Source organism: Citrobacter sp. Cpo015, from assembly GCF_030333035.1.
Taxonomy (GTDB): Bacteria; Pseudomonadota; Gammaproteobacteria; order Enterobacterales; family Enterobacteriaceae; genus Citrobacter; species Citrobacter portucalensis.
The window spans coordinates 21,378-37,573 of sequence record NZ_JAOWGS010000035.1; the positions used below are offsets into that span (position 1 = coordinate 21,378).

Annotated in this window: 17 protein-coding genes; 10 read left to right on the forward strand and 7 right to left on the reverse strand. The window is 51.6% G+C overall.

Translation table 11 applies throughout. The annotated features are described in order from the left end of the window. The first annotated feature begins 9 nt into the window (after positions 1 to 9). From OGY67_RS14115 to fabY, 8 genes are all read left to right on the forward strand, one after another. A complete protein-coding gene (locus OGY67_RS14115; RefSeq protein ID WP_008786993.1) occupies positions 10 to 1,020 on the forward strand; it encodes a zinc-dependent alcohol dehydrogenase in 1,011 nt (336 codons plus the stop codon). 69 nt (positions 1,021 to 1,089) lie between these two features. Then, positions 1,090 to 2,523, forward strand: coding sequence for an MFS transporter (locus tag OGY67_RS14120; protein ID WP_286574072.1), 1,434 nt, complete (start codon positions 1,090 to 1,092; stop codon positions 2,521 to 2,523). Positions 2,524 to 2,627: 104 nt separating this feature from the next. Beyond that, positions 2,628 to 3,953 (forward strand): MFS transporter, encoded by a 1,326-nt coding sequence (locus OGY67_RS14125; RefSeq protein ID WP_020996120.1) that lies wholly within the window; start codon positions 2,628 to 2,630, stop codon positions 3,951 to 3,953. Between the two features lie 30 nt (positions 3,954 to 3,983). After that, a complete protein-coding gene (locus OGY67_RS14130; RefSeq protein ID WP_111466284.1) occupies positions 3,984 to 4,874 on the forward strand; it encodes an aldose epimerase family protein in 891 nt (296 codons plus the stop codon). Positions 4,875 to 4,964: 90 nt separating this feature from the next. Beyond that, entirely contained in the window at positions 4,965 to 5,564 is a 600-nt protein-coding gene (gene yihX, locus OGY67_RS14135; RefSeq protein ID WP_008786997.1) for a glucose-1-phosphatase, read from the forward strand. Next, positions 5,558 to 6,430, forward strand: a complete 873-nt coding sequence (locus OGY67_RS14140) for a virulence factor BrkB family protein (protein ID WP_008786998.1) — start codon at positions 5,558 to 5,560, stop codon at positions 6,428 to 6,430. Before yihX ends, OGY67_RS14140 begins: the two co-directional genes overlap by 7 nt. After that, on the forward strand, positions 6,427 to 6,864 hold the full coding sequence (gene dtd, locus OGY67_RS14145; RefSeq protein ID WP_003825289.1) for a D-aminoacyl-tRNA deacylase: 438 nt from the start codon (positions 6,427 to 6,429) through the stop codon (positions 6,862 to 6,864). Before OGY67_RS14140 ends, dtd begins: the two co-directional genes overlap by 4 nt. 44 nt (positions 6,865 to 6,908) lie before the next feature. Further along, a complete protein-coding gene (gene fabY / locus OGY67_RS14150) occupies positions 6,909 to 7,850 on the forward strand; it encodes a fatty acid biosynthesis protein FabY (RefSeq protein ID WP_003825286.1) in 942 nt (313 codons plus the stop codon). 17 nt (positions 7,851 to 7,867) lie between these two features. Here fabY and OGY67_RS14155 read toward each other — a convergent pair whose 3' ends face one another. The 3 genes from OGY67_RS14155 to OGY67_RS14165 all read right to left on the reverse strand — a co-directional run bounded on the left by OGY67_RS14155 (position 7,868) and on the right by OGY67_RS14165 (position 9,636). After that, complete coding sequence (locus OGY67_RS14155; RefSeq protein ID WP_048215203.1) at positions 7,868 to 8,314, reverse strand: helix-turn-helix domain-containing protein; 447 nt, start codon at positions 8,312 to 8,314, stop codon at positions 7,868 to 7,870. Next, on the reverse strand, positions 8,311 to 8,622 hold the full coding sequence (locus OGY67_RS14160; RefSeq protein WP_048215202.1) for a type II toxin-antitoxin system HigB family toxin: 312 nt from the start codon (positions 8,620 to 8,622) through the stop codon (positions 8,311 to 8,313). The genes OGY67_RS14155 and OGY67_RS14160 overlap by 4 nt, the downstream gene beginning before the upstream one ends. 84 nt (positions 8,623 to 8,706) lie before the next feature. Further along, positions 8,707 to 9,636: an alpha/beta hydrolase gene (locus tag OGY67_RS14165; protein WP_111466282.1), complete on the reverse strand. Its 930-nt coding sequence runs from the start codon at positions 9,634 to 9,636 to the stop codon at positions 8,707 to 8,709. Between the two features lie 219 nt (positions 9,637 to 9,855). Between OGY67_RS14165 and OGY67_RS14170 the strand changes: the two genes are divergently transcribed. Continuing rightward, positions 9,856 to 10,167, forward strand: coding sequence for a hypothetical protein (locus OGY67_RS14170; protein WP_060683044.1), 312 nt, complete (start codon positions 9,856 to 9,858; stop codon positions 10,165 to 10,167). Next, positions 10,168 to 10,455 (forward strand): NadS family protein, encoded by a 288-nt coding sequence (nadS, locus tag OGY67_RS14175; RefSeq protein ID WP_038635893.1) that lies wholly within the window; start codon positions 10,168 to 10,170, stop codon positions 10,453 to 10,455. A 43-nt stretch (positions 10,456 to 10,498) separates the two neighbouring features. Here the strand turns inward: nadS and fdhE are convergent, their stop codons facing one another. From fdhE to fdnG, 4 genes are read right to left on the reverse strand one after another with little or no spacing between them, the layout of a single operon-like run. Beyond that, complete coding sequence (fdhE, locus tag OGY67_RS14180) at positions 10,499 to 11,428, reverse strand: formate dehydrogenase accessory protein FdhE (protein ID WP_286574073.1); 930 nt, start codon at positions 11,426 to 11,428, stop codon at positions 10,499 to 10,501. Beyond that, entirely contained in the window at positions 11,425 to 12,060 is a 636-nt protein-coding gene (fdoI, locus tag OGY67_RS14185) for a formate dehydrogenase cytochrome b556 subunit (protein ID WP_003028686.1), read from the reverse strand. Before fdoI ends, fdhE begins: the two co-directional genes overlap by 4 nt. Next, positions 12,057 to 12,959 (reverse strand): formate dehydrogenase O subunit beta, encoded by a 903-nt coding sequence (gene fdoH / locus OGY67_RS14190; protein WP_003825273.1) that lies wholly within the window; start codon positions 12,957 to 12,959, stop codon positions 12,057 to 12,059. Before fdoH ends, fdoI begins: the two co-directional genes overlap by 4 nt. Positions 12,960 to 12,971: 12 nt before the next feature. Beyond that, positions 12,972 to 16,022 carry a formate dehydrogenase-N subunit alpha gene (gene fdnG / locus OGY67_RS14195; protein ID WP_100247862.1) on the reverse strand — a complete coding sequence of 1,017 codons (3,051 nt, stop codon included), beginning with the start codon at positions 16,020 to 16,022 and terminating at the stop codon, positions 12,972 to 12,974. Positions 16,023 to 16,196 lie beyond the last annotated feature (174 nt).

Genomic DNA, 16,196 nt, shown 5'->3' on the forward strand with positions numbered 1-16,196 from the left:
AGAAGAACCATGGATAAGATTACCCAAGTTCTATTTTCTGATATTGGGAAGGTGACCACCCAATATGTTGAGCTGCCGCACCAGGAACTTAAACCGCAAGAAGTCCGCATTGCTCCGGTGTTTTACGGAATATGTGGCTCTGATCTGCATGTACTGAAAGGAGGACACCCATTTGCAAAACCTCCGGTTGTGCCTGGACATGAAATTGCGGCACGCGTAACTGAAGTGGGCAGTGAAGTAACGAATGTTAAGCCGGGCGATCATGTCGTAGTCGACCCAATTATGGCCTGCATGGAGTGTCGTGCTTGTAAAGCGGGTCGCTTTAATCTGTGTGAGCCGCCACAGGTTGCTGGCTTCCGGGCGCCGGGTTTTGCCCGCTCGCAGCACATTGTACCTGCACGAAACTGCCATGTTGCACCTGCTTCGTTACCACTAAAAGCACTGGCTTTCGCTGAGCCCGCAGCCTGCGCGCGTCATTGCGTGAGCCGTATGCCGAAAGCGTCATTGGAAAGTGTATTAGTGATTGGTGCAGGGACAATTGGTTTATCCATCGTTCAAGCATTGCGCATCATGGGTGCGGGAAAGATCACCGTCATCGAGCCTGATGCCGCCAAGCGCGCGTTGTCGTTAAAGCTAGGTGCCACGGAAGTCTGGGCTCCGGGGGAATTGGATGCACAGGTCCGTTTTACGGGGGCAATTGATGTTGTTGCCGCCCAGGCCACGCTGAATGATGCATTTACCCATGTTTATGCTGGCGGAACGGTAGTGTGCATGGGGGTACCGAGTGGCCCACGTGAAATTCCTCTTCCGATGATGCAGCGCTTCGAACGCGATTTGTTGAATTCCGGCATGTACATCCCGGAAGACTTCGATGCCGTGATTGAATGGCTTGCGGATGGGCGGTTTGACACCAGCGAACTGGTGACCGATCTCTTCCCTGTCGAAGATGCGGATAAGGCGTTTGAACGTGCGCAGCAAAATGACTCTATAAAAGTCATGCTGCAATTTGCTGAGGTTTGATGCTGTAACCCTCTGTCTGGCGCTGCTTAAGGGTAGCGCCATCCTACAACAATGAAAAAGGATGCTGCGATGAGTCACTTCACCAGTCCTACACCTTACTCGATCGGTCGTCCCCAGGACGTGATTGATATTGTTAATAAACATTCAGCAGTAAACACCAGTGTCGGCGTCATTTTTATCGCTCTTGGTGGCATTCTAATTGATGCCTATCAGGCGGCGATGGTGGGTTTTGGTAATAAATATATCGCATTGCAATTTGGTATTTCACCGGGGCTGGCGGCGACGGTTAACGCCTCTGTTTTAGTCGCCGCCCTGATTGGTGGATTACTGGCGAACCGTGTGATTAACCGCTTTGGTCAAAAGCGTGCATTTATCATCGGAATGGGCCTGTGCACAATAGGTGCCGCAGCTGTCGCGATAGCCCCGAACATCTGGTGGGTGCTGGTGTGTCGCGTAATCATGGGATTTGGCTTGGGTATTGATTTCCCGCTGGCAACAAATGCGGTGGCAGAGCTACGCGGCTCAACATCTAAGAAAACCGGTTCGTCGGTTAACCTTTGGCAAATGGCCTGGTATGTATCAACTACGGTCGTCTATCTTGTGCTGCTTCCACTGTTGTTGTCGGGTATCGCGGAAGAGCAATTATGGCGCTATGGTATTTTCATTGGTGCTATTTTTGCCGTCATTATCATGATTCTGCGTTATTTCTTCATCGGTGAGTCTGCAATGTGGGCCGCACGAGTCGGACGTTATGATAAAGCCTGCGATATTCTGGCTAAACGCTATGGTGTTCATGCTCGCGTTGCTGCGAAACCAAAAAACGATGATTTTTCTGCTGAAAAAACAGAAAGTAAGTTTCATGGCGGCTATGGGATTTTATTTAACTCACGTTATCGCAAACGCACTATTCTCGGCTGCGTTGTGGCGACGATGCAAGCCTGGCAATATAACGCCGTGGGTGTTTATTTACCGCTGACTTTGGCGGGAATACTGAGCGGTGGATTAACCGGGGCTCTTAGCGGTTCTGCGGTAGTGAATGCCCTGTGTGGCATTACAGGTGGATTGATTGGTTCTCTTATCCTCCAGCGTTTGGGAACTCGCCTTCAGTCGATGTATGGTTTCGCCGTCGTAACGGTTGCATTACTGGCTTTAGGTGCATTAGCAACCACCAACCCATGGCTTTCTTTAGGTTTGTTGGGCGCAATCATTTTCTTCCATTCAGCGGGCCCGGGCGGCCTGGGAATGACCATTGCCACACTTTCTTATCCGCCATCTATTCGCCCGACAGGCGTAGGATTTGCTCGTGCAATTATGCGTACTGGGGCGATTGCCGGACTTATTTTCTGGCCTATGTTGTGGGGTGCATTAAAGACAGAAGCGTTCTATTGGCTGGCAATTGTTCCTTTTCTCGGCTTCCTGACATGCGTGTTGATTAAGTGGGAACCACTTGGTGCAAACGTTGACGCTGAAGACGCTGAGGTACTGGCTGAGCTGGATAAATAACAAGCAAGCGCGTCGCAACATGTCGACGCGCTTTTTCGTATAAATCCGCCGCTTTTTTAGTGATTTTATTGCGCAGATTTCTCGCCGACCCGGAGAGGAAAATTATGGCTGAAATAGAACATGTACCAGGGAAAGAGCTATCCGGCAAAGCCATGAGACGCGTTGTCATGGGCAGTTTCGCTGGCGCGTTGATGGAATGGTACGATTTTTTTATTTTCGGAACGGCGGCAGGGCTAGTCTTTGCTCCCCTGTTTTTCCCTGATAGCGATCCTTTTATTGGTTTAATCGCCGCATTCGCCACCTTTGGTGTGGGTTTTCTGTCACGTCCGCTTGGAGGCATTGTTTTTGGCCACTTTGGCGATAAAGTCGGTCGCAAAATAACGTTGATTTGGACGTTAGCGATAGTTGGTTCCTCAACGTTTTTAATCGGTTTCATTCCAACATACCAGGATATTGGTATCTGGGCCCCGATTATATTGATGGTTCTGCGCCTGGTTCAGGGGTTCGGTCTGGGTGGGGAATATGGCGGGGCTGCATTGATGACTATTGAATCTGCGCCTGAGGCGAAGCGCGGGTTTTTAGGTTCGCTCCCACAAACGGCAGCCTCAGTTGGGATAATGCTGGCGACAGGGGTGTTTGCATTATGCAATCACTTCCTGACTCAGGAAGAGTTTCTGGCCTGGGGATGGCGTATCCCTTTTTGGCTATCTGCCATCATGTTAATTGTTGGGATGTTCATACGGTTACATACTGAAGAAACACTGGATTTTAAAAAACAAAAAACGGCTGTCTCACAGGAACAATCAGCACCACCGTTGATTGAACTTTTCCGTAAGCATCCACGGAATATTCTGTTAGCGTTAGGGGCCAGGCTGGCGGAGAGCGTTTCGTCGAACATCATTAATGCCTTTGGTATTGTTTATATTTCCAGCCAGTTGGCATTATCAAGGGATATTCCACTCAACGGCATGCTAATCGCCTCAGCAATTGGCATTGTGTGTTGTCCATTAATTGGTTGGATCTCTGACCGCGTTGGGCAACGGAAGATGTATTTATTTGGCGCTGGTTTTTGCATCCTTTTTGCATTCCCATTCTTCCTGCTGCTGGATACGAAAAGCACACTTATCATCTGGTGCTGCATGATCCTTGGCTATAACCTGGGGCCAACGATGATGTTTGCAGTACAGCCCACCTTATTTACCCGTATGTTCGGAACACGAGTGCGCTATACGGGTCTTTCCTTTGCCTATCAGTTCTCAGCAATTCTGGGTGGGTTAAGCCCGCTCATTGCCTCCAGCTTGTTGGCGCTGGGAGGCGGGAAACCGTGGTATGTAGCACTGTTTCTGTTTGTTATCTCAATACTTTCATTCAGTTGCGTCTGGCTTATCGAGCCACATTCAGACAATAAAAATGACGCTAATAACATTTAACTTCTTACCGAAATATCAGAGAGCAATAACATGAACAATGAATTGAATACTGAGCATTATCAAGCATTACAACGTGCTTTTGATACCGCCTGGCCGGGACCGATCGGCCAACCTATTTTTCTGGAAAAAGGACATCTACGTCTGCAAATTTTTCCGCGCGATGGTGCCAGAATCACCTCGCTTCAGGCGTTTGGTTTTGAAGTGTTACGTCAATGGGAGCCACAGCGTAAAGCATTTCAGTATGGCTGCTTTCCTATGGTTCCTTGGGCAGGCCGCCTTGGCGATGCAACATTGACCGTGGGGGAGAAACAGTACGTATTACCTGCTAACAAACCGCCTCATGCTCTACATGGTATGGCCTGTTATTCATCATGGGAAATTGTCGAACATAAAGCGGATACCTTGAAACTGCGCATGCCACTGGGCGCTCCTTGGCCCTGGGAAGGAGAGGTCCTGCAGACGCTGACTCTTGAAGACGATGCGTTAATTCTGCGACTTGAAATTCACACCATGTCTGAAACTTTTCCGGCATCTGCTGGATGGCACCCTTGGTTTGCAAAACAACTGGGCCAGCAGAATGAAGAAGATGAATTACTGGTATGTTTTAAGGCCGACTGGCAGGAAGAAGCCGGGAATAATGAGTTACCAACAGGAAATAAAATCCCCCCACAATCAGGCCCGTGGGATGACTGCTTTGGTTTTAATGATGGTCTCAATGTCAGATTACAGTGGCCAGGTAAGCTGAGTATGACGATGACATCGAGTGCGCAAAGCCTGGTCGTTTTTGACAAACAGCCCGACGCAACATGTGTCAATCCGCTTACTCAGGCACCAAATGCGATAAATAGGACACCGCAGTTTGTCAGTGCAGGTCTTCCGTTGGTGATTGAGTCGCGCTGGCAATTTACACAGGAATTCTGATGGCTTAGCCAATAATCCCGACAGGGACTCATAGTCAAACTTCTCCTTTCCCGCTACAGTTATTCATCCACGGCGAATAAGGAGAAGGGCATGCTCTATATCTTTGATTTGGGTAATGTGATTGTCGATATCGACTTCAATCGCGTGTTAGGTACTTGGAGCGATCTGAGCCGTGTACCGCTGGCTTCGTTAAAGCAAAGTTTCACCATGGGAGAGGCTTTTCACCAGCACGAGCGAGGTGAAATAACGGATGAAGCCTTTGCCGAAGCGCTATGTCATGACATGGCGCTACCGCTAAGCTATGAGCAGTTCTCCCACGGCTGGCAGGCCGTTTTTGTTGCCTTGCGTCCTGAAGTCATCGACATCATGCAAAAGCTGCGTGAGCAGGGGCATCGGGTGGTCGTCTTGTCGAATACTAACCGTCTGCACACGACGTTTTGGCCGGACGAATACCCCGAAATCCGTCAGGCTGCTGACCATATTTACCTTTCCCAGGATCTTGGCATGCGTAAACCGGAAGCGCGGATTTACCAGCATGTCCTGCAGTCTGAAGGTTTTTCTGCGCATGAGGCGGTATTTTTCGACGACAACGCCGATAATATTGAAGGGGCTAATCGGTTAGGGATTACCAGCATCCAGGTTGTCGATAAAACGACCATTCCGGACTATTTCGCGAAGTTGCTATGTTAAAAAATGTTCAGCAACAAGCCAGACACCATACGCGTCCTGTTCGGGCCTGGCTGAAGCTACTATGGCAGCGGATTGATGAGGACAACATGACGACGCTGGCAGGGAATCTTGCCTATGTCTCATTGCTCTCATTAGTGCCGCTTATTGCCGTAGTTTTTGCGCTTTTCGCTGCATTTCCGATGTTTTCTGACGTCAGCGTCCAGCTACGTCATTTCATTTTCGCAAACTTTATCCCGGCGACGGGAGATGTCATTCAGCGTTATATCGAACAGTTCGTTGCCAACTCGAACAAAATGACGGCCGTTGGGGCGTGCGGACTGATTGTGACAGCGCTATTACTGATGTATTCCATTGATAACGCGCTGAATACTATCTGGCGCAGTAAGCGTACTCGCCCCAAAGTTTACTCTTTCGCCGTCTACTGGATGATTTTAACGCTGGGGCCGCTGCTGGCGGGGGCTAGTCTGGCGATCAGCTCTTATCTGTTGTCATTGCGCTGGGCCAGCGATCTCAATACGGTGATCGATAACGTCCTGCGTATTTTCCCGCTGGTGCTCTCCTGGCTCTCTTTCTGGCTGCTTTACAGCATCGTACCGACTACACGTGTACCTAACCGTGATGCGGTTATTGGCGCCTTTGTGGCCGCTGTGTTGTTCGAAACCGGAAAGAAAGGATTTGCGCTCTATATCACGATGTTCCCGTCTTATCAGCTCATTTACGGTGTCCTGGCTGTGATCCCCATTTTATTCGTCTGGGTATACTGGACCTGGTGTATCGTCTTGCTAGGCGCGGAAATAACTGTCACTCTCGGGGAATACCGCAAACTTAAACAAGCCGCAGAACAAGAAGAAGCAGAGCAACCATGATTGCATTAATTCAGCGCGTAACCCGTGCCAGCGTCACCGTGGAGGGCGAGGTGACGGGTGAAATTGGCCCAGGACTTTTGGTCCTGTTAGGTGTCGAAAGGGATGATGACGAACAGAAAGCGAACCGCCTGTGCGAGCGCGTACTCGGCTATCGAATCTTTAGCGATGCCGAAGGCAAAATGAACCTTAACGTGCAGCAGTCAGGGGGCAGCGTGCTGGTGGTTTCACAGTTCACGCTGGCGGCAGATACCGAACGCGGCATGCGCCCGGGGTTTTCAAAAGGGGCTGCGCCCGATCGTGCAGAGGCGCTGTATGAGTACTTTGTTGAGCGTTGCCGCCAACAGGAAATGAATACGCAAACCGGTCGATTCGCTGCGGATATGCAGGTTTCACTGGTTAATGATGGCCCCGTGACGTTCTGGTTACAAGTATGAACCAGCTACCGGTGTGGCCGCGGACAACAAGAGAGAATACGACGATGTATCACCTTCGAGTACCGCAAACAGAAGAAGAATTGGAGCGTTACTACCAGTTTCGCTGGGAGATGCTGCGTAAACCTTTGCACCAGCCTAAAGGCTCCGAACGGGATGCCTGGGATGCGATGGCGCATCACCAGATGGTGGTGGACGAAGAGGGGAATCTGGTCGCAGTAGGACGTCTGTACATCAATGCGGATAACGAAGCCTCCATACGCTTTATGGCCGTTGACCCCTCCGTGCAGGAGAAAGGGTTGGGCACGCTGATGGCTATGACCCTGGAGTCTGTGGCGCGTCAGGAAGGGGTAAAGCGCGTAACCTGTAGCGCCCGTGAAGATGCGGTCGAATTTTTCGCCAAGCTGGGGTTTGTGAGCCAGGGAGAAATCACCACGCCGCAAACCACGCCGGTGCGTCACTTTTTGATGATTAAACCCATCGCGACGCTGGACGACATTCTCCATCGCGGGGACTGGTGCGGACAGCTACAGCAAGCCTGGTACGAACATATTCCATTGAGTGAGAAAATGGGTGTGCGCATTCAGCAATATACCGGGCAGAAATTTATCACCACGATGCCCGAGACGGGCAATCAGAACCCGCACCATACGCTGTTTGCCGGGAGCCTGTTTTCACTGGCGACGCTAACGGGCTGGGGGCTAATCTGGCTAATGCTGCGCGAGCGTCATCTCGGCGGGACGATAATCCTTGCTGACGCGCATATACGGTACAGCAGGCCGATCACCGGGAAACCTACAGCCATCGCCGATCTGGGCTCGCTGAGCGGAGACCTGGATCGTCTGGCAAGAGGTCGTAAGGCGCGCGTTCAGATGCAGGTCGGGGTATTTGGCGACGACACGCCGGGTGTGGTGTTTGAAGGCACTTACATTGTGCTACCCGCAAAACCGTTTGGCGCATATGAAGAAGGCGGGAACGAGGAAGAGTAAGTCAGAGGGTATCTTCTCTACTCGATGAATGCGTCTGCCGGAAGATTAAAGCGTTCTGCAAGCGCTTTAATATGGCTTACAGTCAGTGCTCTGCGACCATTTAAGATGTTGCTGACGTTCGATTTTGAACCGAGTTCGTTGGCAAGGTCTGCTGCTTTGAGACTGTATTGGTCCATGAGCGTACGCAATACTGAAACGCCAGAGGGTGTTTTCTCCAGGTGTTGGTTGAGTGCTTTGAATTCCGGCGCATGTTTTTCATATTTACTGATTCGGGCACAGAGCAATTCAAATAGTGGGTTTTCAAGATCGTCGTGGTCGACCAGATACTCCACTAGCGCAAGTGCCCTGCGATACTCAGTGTCATTTCGGTCTTCCCCCAACAGTGGGATGGTTTTTACCGCATCGCTGAAGGTATCAACAATCTTTTTTGCGCTGGCTGCATCCATATGACGATGCGTTCTCATTCTTTATTACCCCGATAATATGCTGTCAGTTTGTCATATTCGGCATGGGAAACGATATGTTTGACAAATATCTTATGTGACCTGAAATCTATGTAGGAGATGAGTCTTAGGCTGTTACCAGAAACATCAATCACCCACCATTTATCTCTGTACTTAAAATTATCCAGTGAAGGAATATACTGCTTCATCTCTTCAGGCTGAATGAATGTTTTTTTCTCCAAAACATTCAGTAAATCAGCGAGAGCAAGCTGATGATTTGGATACATGAGCATTGCCTCGTTAAAAGGTTTTCGGCTGATAACATGCACGGTGTAGTTCCATTACAAGGTTTTCAACCTGAAAACAAAATAACGCAACGCAATTAAGTTTACAAGATGAAAACACTATATTAATTAAGCATGTCTTACTGCTGTAGAATTTATGGCGCGCCAGGCAACATCCCGCATTGCGCTTCGTGCCGCTTGACTCACCCCTGCTAGCTGGAAAAATCCGTGGATAACACCGAGATAGCGTTGGCAGGTGCAATCCACGCCCTGCTCCTGGAACCGTTGATACAGGGCCTCACCTTCATCTCGCAGTGGGTCGAATTCAGCTGTAATGATGTGCGTGGGCGGTAAACCGTTGAAGTCTTCGCGCCAGAGCGGGCTGACTTCGGGATGCAATGGATCGGTTTGCGGCATATACATCTCGTAGCCCGACAGCAGTGTGTCGCGGGTGATAATGTAATCCTGTCCATTATGGTCATAGCTCGCAAAGCTGGCGGTTGCATCCAGCATCGGGTAGATCAGCATAAGCTGCGCAGGTTGCCATTGCCTGGTAGCTTTCAGGCGTAGTGCGGTGACCAGCGCCAGATGCCCGCCAGCGCTGTCGCCAGCCAGCGTAATGTTGTCCCGGTCTACTCCCAGTTTCTTGGCATACTTCCAGATAATATTGGCCCCCGATTCAGCATCGTTATGTGCTGCCGGGAAGATGTGCTCTGGTGCGAGGCGATACTGCACCGCAATGACCCGACAGCCGCTGTACCAGGCGAGTTGCCTTAGCTGGTTATCATGAGTGGTAAATCCGCCGCTGACAAAGCAGCCGCCGTGATAATAGATAACGCAGGGGAGATTTCCCGTGCAGCCCCGCGGCGAAACTACGCGAAACATCATGGCATCGAGTTCAATATCTTCAACCTGTACGCGGGTTTCAGTGTCTCCGGCCAGTACCGTGCTGGCGATGTAGCCTGCTCTCCGGTCATCAATATTCTGCTCGCGCGAAGAAGGACGTCCCGCCGCGATAAATGCCTCAACCAGCTGTGCAATCCCGCTTTCCAGTGCCATTTTCACATCCCCTTATCTGTATGGATATACAGGTTTATAACCTGGATAACTAAGAATGAAAATGGGAAAAATGGGGGTGGTTATGATTCTGGAAAGCTGCTCGCAGATTAAATACCGTCATTGGTTTCTGCTGTTTGAATTCTGTATTGTGAGGAAAATGTACTATACGCCATTGACGTATAGTTAATTTCTATTAATATAGTCCAATGGCGTACTAAAATGCTATTCATAGAAACGGAAATCTTCACTGAAGACGTCAAAAAATTACTGGATGATGATGAATACCGTAGATTACAGATATTCCTTGCGATTCAGCCTGATTGTGGCGATCTGATACAAGAAACGGGTGGACTGAGAAAGGTTCGCTGGAGAGCGCGAGGGAAAGGCAAACGTAGCGGTGTGAGGATCATTTACTTTCATCAAATCAGAAAATCACAAATTCGATTGTTGCTGATTTATCAGAAAGGGATCAAGGATGATCTGACTCCACAAGAAAAAGTGCTGCTGCGTATGTTGAATGAGAGGTGGTAAATGGATAAGGCACTATTTGAGCGATTAACTCAAAGTATGGTTCAGATGAATGAGATCGCTGAAGGAACGCGACAACCTTCCCGTACCTTTCATATTGACGCCATGAAAATAAAGGAAATTCGCCAGTCTTCAGGATTATCACAGACTCGTTTCGCAGATTTGATATCGGTAAGCGTGGATACGTTGCGAAATTGGGAGCAAGGGCGTCGTTCACCGACCGGTCCAGCAAAAGCGTTGTTACGTGCTATTGCCAATGATCCAAAACATGTCATTCAGGCACTAAGATAATCCCCGGCAGTTTGGTTCAATTGCCGGGGGAAGATCTTAAAACTTACTCCCCTTCACCCGGGAACAGGAACGGGTTGATAGAGCTGCGGGCAAAGCCCTCTTGCTCCATGTGCGCGTCCAGCATCAGTGAAGCGAGATCGTCAGCCACGGCTTCAACTTTAGGGTCTTTTTCCTGATAGAGAATCTTCAGGTAAGTCCCACAGTCGCCGCAGCTTTCAGCTTTAATTGCCGCCTGTTCGTTATCCAGCGACCAGTAGTTCAAATCACGGCTTTGCTCGCAGTTGCTGCATTTCACGCGCACCACGTGCCACTCGGTTTCACACAGGTTGCAGTGCAGATAACGCAGCCCCTGAGTGGTACCGATTTGCACCATGCTGGAGACCGGCATTGAACCACACACCGGGCAGTACTGACGCTGTTCACCGTATTCCGCACGGGCTTTGCCGGGGATCAGGCTTGCCATCTGCGCCCAGTAGAGCGACAGGGCAGCCCAAATGAACGGCGCTTTATCGCTGCTGACGGAGGCGAAATCAGAGGCAAACAGCGCGCTGGCCATCAGCTCCAGTTCCTGCTCTGAGGCTTTTTCCAGATTTTCGATCACGGCAAGCGCAGGGCCGCTCATTTCTGGTTTCAGCTCAGCAATTAACGATTGCAGCAGTTTTTGCCAGTGCTTGTCGCGTGGCAGAACGTGGATATCCAGCGGCGGTTTGCCCTGATCGTTCGCTTCTTTGATGCGAGCGGTCAGATCCATCTGCAGCGGATGGTCGTACAACACCACTTCCTGCGCGTGGGCAATCAGCGCGGCAAAGCGCAGGAAGTCGCCCAGCGGGTTGTTCTCGGCCAGCTCGCGCAGGCGCTCAGCGCGGCGGTTATACAAATTTTTGAGTCTGGGGAATAATAACGGCGGAATCATATCCGCCGTGCGTTTCTCGCTCTTCTCCAGCTCATCTTGCGGGATTATGCGAATACTCATTCAGATGACTTTTCCTGTTTCTGGCGGACTTCACGGTACCAGCGTGGGTGATGTTTCTTCGCCCATGAACTGGTAACCCATCCTTCCACCATCGCGGTAATGGTGCCTTTCACCCAAAGGGCGGCGTAAATGTGCACCATGATAACCACAATTAACGCTACTGCGGCAAATGAATGCAGCATTAACGCGAATCGGATCACCGGGATTGAGAAAGCAGGCGCAAAATACGGACGCCAGATGACCACTCCGCTCACCAGCAACAGGACCAGGAAGATAATCGCCGCCCAGAATACGCATTTCTGGCCGAAGTTATAACGTCCCGTGTCACCTACTTCCTCGTTGACGACAATCTTACGAATATTCTTCGCCCAAAAGATATCATCCCGATTGATTAGATTGTGGTGCCAGTAACGGAAAAACATGATGATAAACGAGGCAAACATGATCACGCCGACAAACGGGTGCACAATTCGCGCCAGTTGTGGAGTGCCCATGATGTGCATCAGCCAATTAAAAGACGGGAAGAGAAAGCCCATCCCGCTCACCGCCGCCAGAATGAAGCAGAAGGCGGTGATCCAGTGGTTGATGCGTTCCGGCGCCGTGTAGCGCACGATGGTGTCACGTCGTTTCATTTGCGCACCTCGTCGTCTTTTTCATGCAGATTGTCTTCTTCTTCTTCCGCACGGTTCGGGCCTACGCCGACGTAGTGGAAGATGCTGGCCGCAAATGTCGCTGCAAAGCCGACGGCTGCGAGGGGTTTCCAGATGCCTTTCCAGAACTTAACGGTTGCGCTGATCTCCGGGTTCTCCGGCAGGCCGTGATACAGATTCGGTTTGTCCGCATGGTGCAATACGTACATTACGTGCGTACCGCCAACACCCGCCGGATCGTACAGACCCGCGTTTTCGTAACCACGCGTTTTCAGCTCCGCCACGCGCTCGCCTGCCAGCGTTTTCATCGACTCTTTGGTGCCGAAATGAATGGCGCCGGTTGGACAGGTTTTCACGCAGGCCGGTTCTTGCCCGACCACAACACGGTCAACGCACAGCGTACATTTGTAGACGCGGTTGTCTTCCGGATTGAGGCGCGGCACGTCGAACGGGCAGCCCGCGATGCAGTAGCCACAGCCGATACACTGCTCAGACTGGAAGTCGACAATACCGTTGGCATACTGAATGATTGCGCCTTCAGCCGGACACGCCTTCAGGCAGCCCGGATCGGCGCAGTGCATACAGCCATCCTTGCGGATAAGCCATTCCAGTTTGTCGTTTTGTTCCACTTCCGAGAAGCGCATCACCGTCCAGGATTTGGCGGTCAAATCAGCCGGGTTGTCGTACACCCCAACGTTGTTGCCCACTTCATCACGGATGTCGTTCCATTCAGAACACGCCACCTGACACGCTTTACAGCCGATACAGGTGGTGACGTCGATAAGCTTCGCCACTTCTTCCTGATGGTCCCGCGCCTGAGGCGCGGGGGTGAAACCGTTAGTGGCGGAACGACGAATGATGTCTTGCGATTGATAAGCCATAGGTCGTCTCCGTTACACCTTTTCCACGTTCACGAGGAAGGACTTAAATTCCGGCGTCTGCGTGTTCGCATCACCGACGAATGGCGTTAACGTGTTAGCGATAAAGCCTTTTTTCGCCACACCTTCGTAGCCCCAGTGAATCGGAATACCGATAGTGTCGATATCCTTACCGTTAGCCTTCAGCGTGCGAATACGTTTGGTCACCACAGCCTTGGCCTTAATGTAGCCGCGATTAGAGGAAACTTTGACGGTATCGCCGTGGGAGATACCGAGCTTATTCGCCAGCTTCTCGCCAATTTCCACAAACTGTTCCGGCTGAGCGATGGCATTCAGCAGCGCATGCTTGGTCCAGTAGTGAAAGTGCTCGGTCAGACGGTAGGTTGTACCGACGTACGGGAACTTATCTGCTTTACCCAGTGCTTCTTCGTCACCTTTAAAGATGCGCGCGGCAGGGTTAGAGATAACGTTCGGGTGCAGTGGGTTAGTCCCCAGCGGTGTTTCAAACGGCTCGTAGTGTTCCGGGAACGGACCTTCCGCCATCTTATCGATAGCAAACAGGCGTCCCATCCCTTCCGGCTGCATGATGAACGGCCCTACGTTGCTGCCAGGTGCGGCGGCACTGTAGTCCGGAATATCCATCCCGCTCCACTTCGCCCCATCCCATTTCAGGATCTGACGTTTTGGATCCCACGGATTCCCCTGCGGATCAGCGGAGGCGCGGTTATACAGAATGCGTCGGTTAAGCGGCCATGCCCAGGCCCAGCCCAGCGTATTACCAAGGCCTGACGGGTCGGCGTTATCGCGACGTGCCATCTGGTTGCCTTCCGGCGTCCAGCTACCGGCAAAAATCCAGCAGCCGCTGGAGGTCGTGCCATCGTCACGCAGTTGGGCGAACGAGCTAAGCTGTTGGCCTTTCTTGACGATAACCGCACCGGTTGCCGGGTCGGTAATGTCGGCCAGCGCTTTACCGTTACTCTCCATCGCCACTTCTTCCGAAGCTGGTTCGTGCGGGGTGGAGTAGTTCCAGGTCATGCTCAGCACCTGTTCCGGGTTCGCGCCACCTTGCTCGGCATACATCTTGCGCAGACGCAGGAAGATACCGGCGAGGATTTCGCCATCGGTAACGGCAATCCCCGGGGCATCCGCGCCTTTCCAGTGCCACTGCAGCCAGCGACCGGAGTTAACGATAGAACCGTTCTCTTCAGCGAAGCAGGTGGACGGCAGACGGAATACCTCGGTCTGGATTTTCGACGGATCAACATCGTTTGACTCACCGTGGTTCTGCCAGAAGGTGGAGGTCTCGGTGTTGAGCGGGTCGATAGTGACCAGGAACTTCAGTTTGGACAGTGAAGCCACAACTTTGTTTTTGTTCGGGAATGACGCGACCGGGTTAAAGCCCTGGCAGATATAGCCATTCACTTTGCCCTGATTCATCATCTCGAAGTACTGCAGGACGTCGTACCCTTTATCCCACTTCGGCAGCCAGTCGAAGCCCCAGCTGTTTTCCGCTGTCGCTTTATCGCCAAAGAAGGCTTTCATCATCGAAACGAAGAATTTCGGGTAGTTGCCCCAGTAGTTCACCTGACCTTCCAGCAACGGTTTTGGCGTGTTGGCGGCAAGGTAGGTTTGCAGGTCAGTCTGTTTCTCGCTTGGCAGCGTCATATAGCCTGGCAGGCTTTGTGACAGCAGACCTAAGTCGGTCAGGCCCTGAATGTTGGAGTGACCGCGCAGGGCGTTAACACCGCCGCCTGCCATCCCCATGTTGCCAAGCAGCAACTGGATCATCGCCATGGTACGGATGTTCTGCGCACCCACGGAGTGTTGTGTCCAGCCCAGGGCGTACAGGAACGACGCGGTTTTATCTTTGGCACTGGTTTCTGCAATGTACTCACAGACCTTCAGGAAATCGGCCTTCGGCGTACCGCAGATGTTTTCTACGACGTCCGGCGTGTAGCGGGAGACGTGCTGTTTCAGCAGGTTCCACACGCAGCGCGGATGTTGCAAGGTGACATCGCGTTTGGCGAAGCCTTTTTCATCCAGCTCGTAGTTCCAGCTGGTTTTGTCATACTTGCGTTTGTCCGCGTCGTAGCCGGTGAACAGGCCATCTTCGAAACCGTAATCCTCACGCACGATCAGGCTGGCGTTGGTATAGGCCTCAGTATATTCGCGGTTGAATTTTTCGTTGTTCAGCAGGTACAGCAAAACGCCTGACAGGAAAGCAATGTCAGTACCGGAACGAATCGGCGCATAGAAATCAGCCACCGCAGCGGTTCGCGTAAAGCGTGGATCGATAACAATCAGCTTCGCGCCGTTGTGGATTTTGGCTTCCATCGCCCAGCGGAATCCGACCGGGTGAGCTTCAGCGGCGTTACCGCCCATCACCACGACGAGGTTGGCGTTTTTAATGTCGACCCAGTGGTTGGTCATCGCACCGCGACCAAATGTTGGAGCAAGACTTGCTACCGTTGGTCCGTGTCAGACGCGTGCCTGGTTGTCGACCGCGAGCATACCGAGCGCGCGGGAGAATTTTTGCGTTAAATAGCCGGTTTCGTTACTGGAAGCGGATGCACACAGCATCCCGGTGGAAAGCCAGCGGTTAACGGTTACGCCTTCAGCGTTTTGTGCAACGTAGTTAGCGTCGCGGTCTTCTTTCATCAGCTTAGCGATGCGGTCAAATGCCTCATCCCAGCTAATCTGTTGCCACTTATCTGAGCCTGGTGCGCGATATTCCGGGAATTTCAGGCGGCTTTCGGAGTGGATGAAGTCCACAAGTCCTGCCCCTTTCGGGCACAATGCGCCACGGTTCACCGGGTGATCCGGGTCCCCTTCGATATGGAAGATGGATGCTTTGGCGTTTTTTGCGCCGTCACCGAGGCTGTACATTAACAGTCCACAGCCAACGGAACAGTAAGTGCAGGTGTTACGGGTTTCGCGGGTGCGCAGCAGTTTATATTGCCGTGTTTCCGCGAGCGCTACGCCGGGTGCAAAACCCAGTGCCGCTGCCGTGGTGCCTGCCATACCGCCAGCGCAGATCTTAAAGAACTGCCTTCTGCTGACCTGCATGGTTCGCTCCTTGTTTCGACATTGTCACGTTCCCTTCGCTTTTCTGTAACGCGAACGCGAGAGAAGTGGTTGTTATTTTTCTTTGCGGACGGGACCGCAAAGGTCCAGAATTGGGTGAATTTCCCTCCGTCCAGGAGGGATTTGTAAAGAATACCACAATGTTGGTATGCGTGT

Bases quoted from the DNA above. Each gene is read 5' to 3' on its own strand.
- OGY67_RS14125 (WP_020996120.1), top strand. From the start codon at position 2,628: ATGGCTGAAATAGAACATGTACCAGGGAAAGAGCTATCCGGCAAAGCC.
- fabY (WP_003825286.1), top strand. From the start codon at position 6,909: ATGTATCACCTTCGAGTACCGCAAACAGAAGAAGAATTGGAGCGTTAC.
- dtd (WP_003825289.1), top strand. From the start codon at position 6,427: ATGATTGCATTAATTCAGCGCGTAACCCGTGCCAGCGTCACCGTGGAG.
- nadS (WP_038635893.1), top strand. From the start codon at position 10,168: ATGGATAAGGCACTATTTGAGCGATTAACTCAAAGTATGGTTCAGATG.
- fdhE (WP_286574073.1), bottom strand. From the start codon at position 11,428: ATGAGTATTCGCATAATCCCGCAAGATGAGCTGGAGAAGAGCGAGAAA.
- OGY67_RS14140 (WP_008786998.1), top strand. From the start codon at position 5,558: ATGTTAAAAAATGTTCAGCAACAAGCCAGACACCATACGCGTCCTGTT.
- OGY67_RS14155 (WP_048215203.1), bottom strand. From the start codon at position 8,314: ATGAGAACGCATCGTCATATGGATGCAGCCAGCGCAAAAAAGATTGTT.
- fdoH (WP_003825273.1), bottom strand. From the start codon at position 12,959: ATGGCTTATCAATCGCAAGACATCATTCGTCGTTCCGCCACTAACGGT.
- OGY67_RS14165 (WP_111466282.1), bottom strand. From the start codon at position 9,636: ATGGCACTGGAAAGCGGGATTGCACAGCTGGTTGAGGCATTTATCGCG.
- yihX (WP_008786997.1), top strand. From the start codon at position 4,965: ATGCTCTATATCTTTGATTTGGGTAATGTGATTGTCGATATCGACTTC.
- OGY67_RS14115 (WP_008786993.1), top strand. From the start codon at position 10: ATGGATAAGATTACCCAAGTTCTATTTTCTGATATTGGGAAGGTGACC.
- fdoI (WP_003028686.1), bottom strand. From the start codon at position 12,060: ATGAAACGACGTGACACCATCGTGCGCTACACGGCGCCGGAACGCATC.
- OGY67_RS14170 (WP_060683044.1), top strand. From the start codon at position 9,856: ATGCTATTCATAGAAACGGAAATCTTCACTGAAGACGTCAAAAAATTA.
- OGY67_RS14130 (WP_111466284.1), top strand. From the start codon at position 3,984: ATGAACAATGAATTGAATACTGAGCATTATCAAGCATTACAACGTGCT.
- OGY67_RS14120 (WP_286574072.1), top strand. From the start codon at position 1,090: ATGAGTCACTTCACCAGTCCTACACCTTACTCGATCGGTCGTCCCCAG.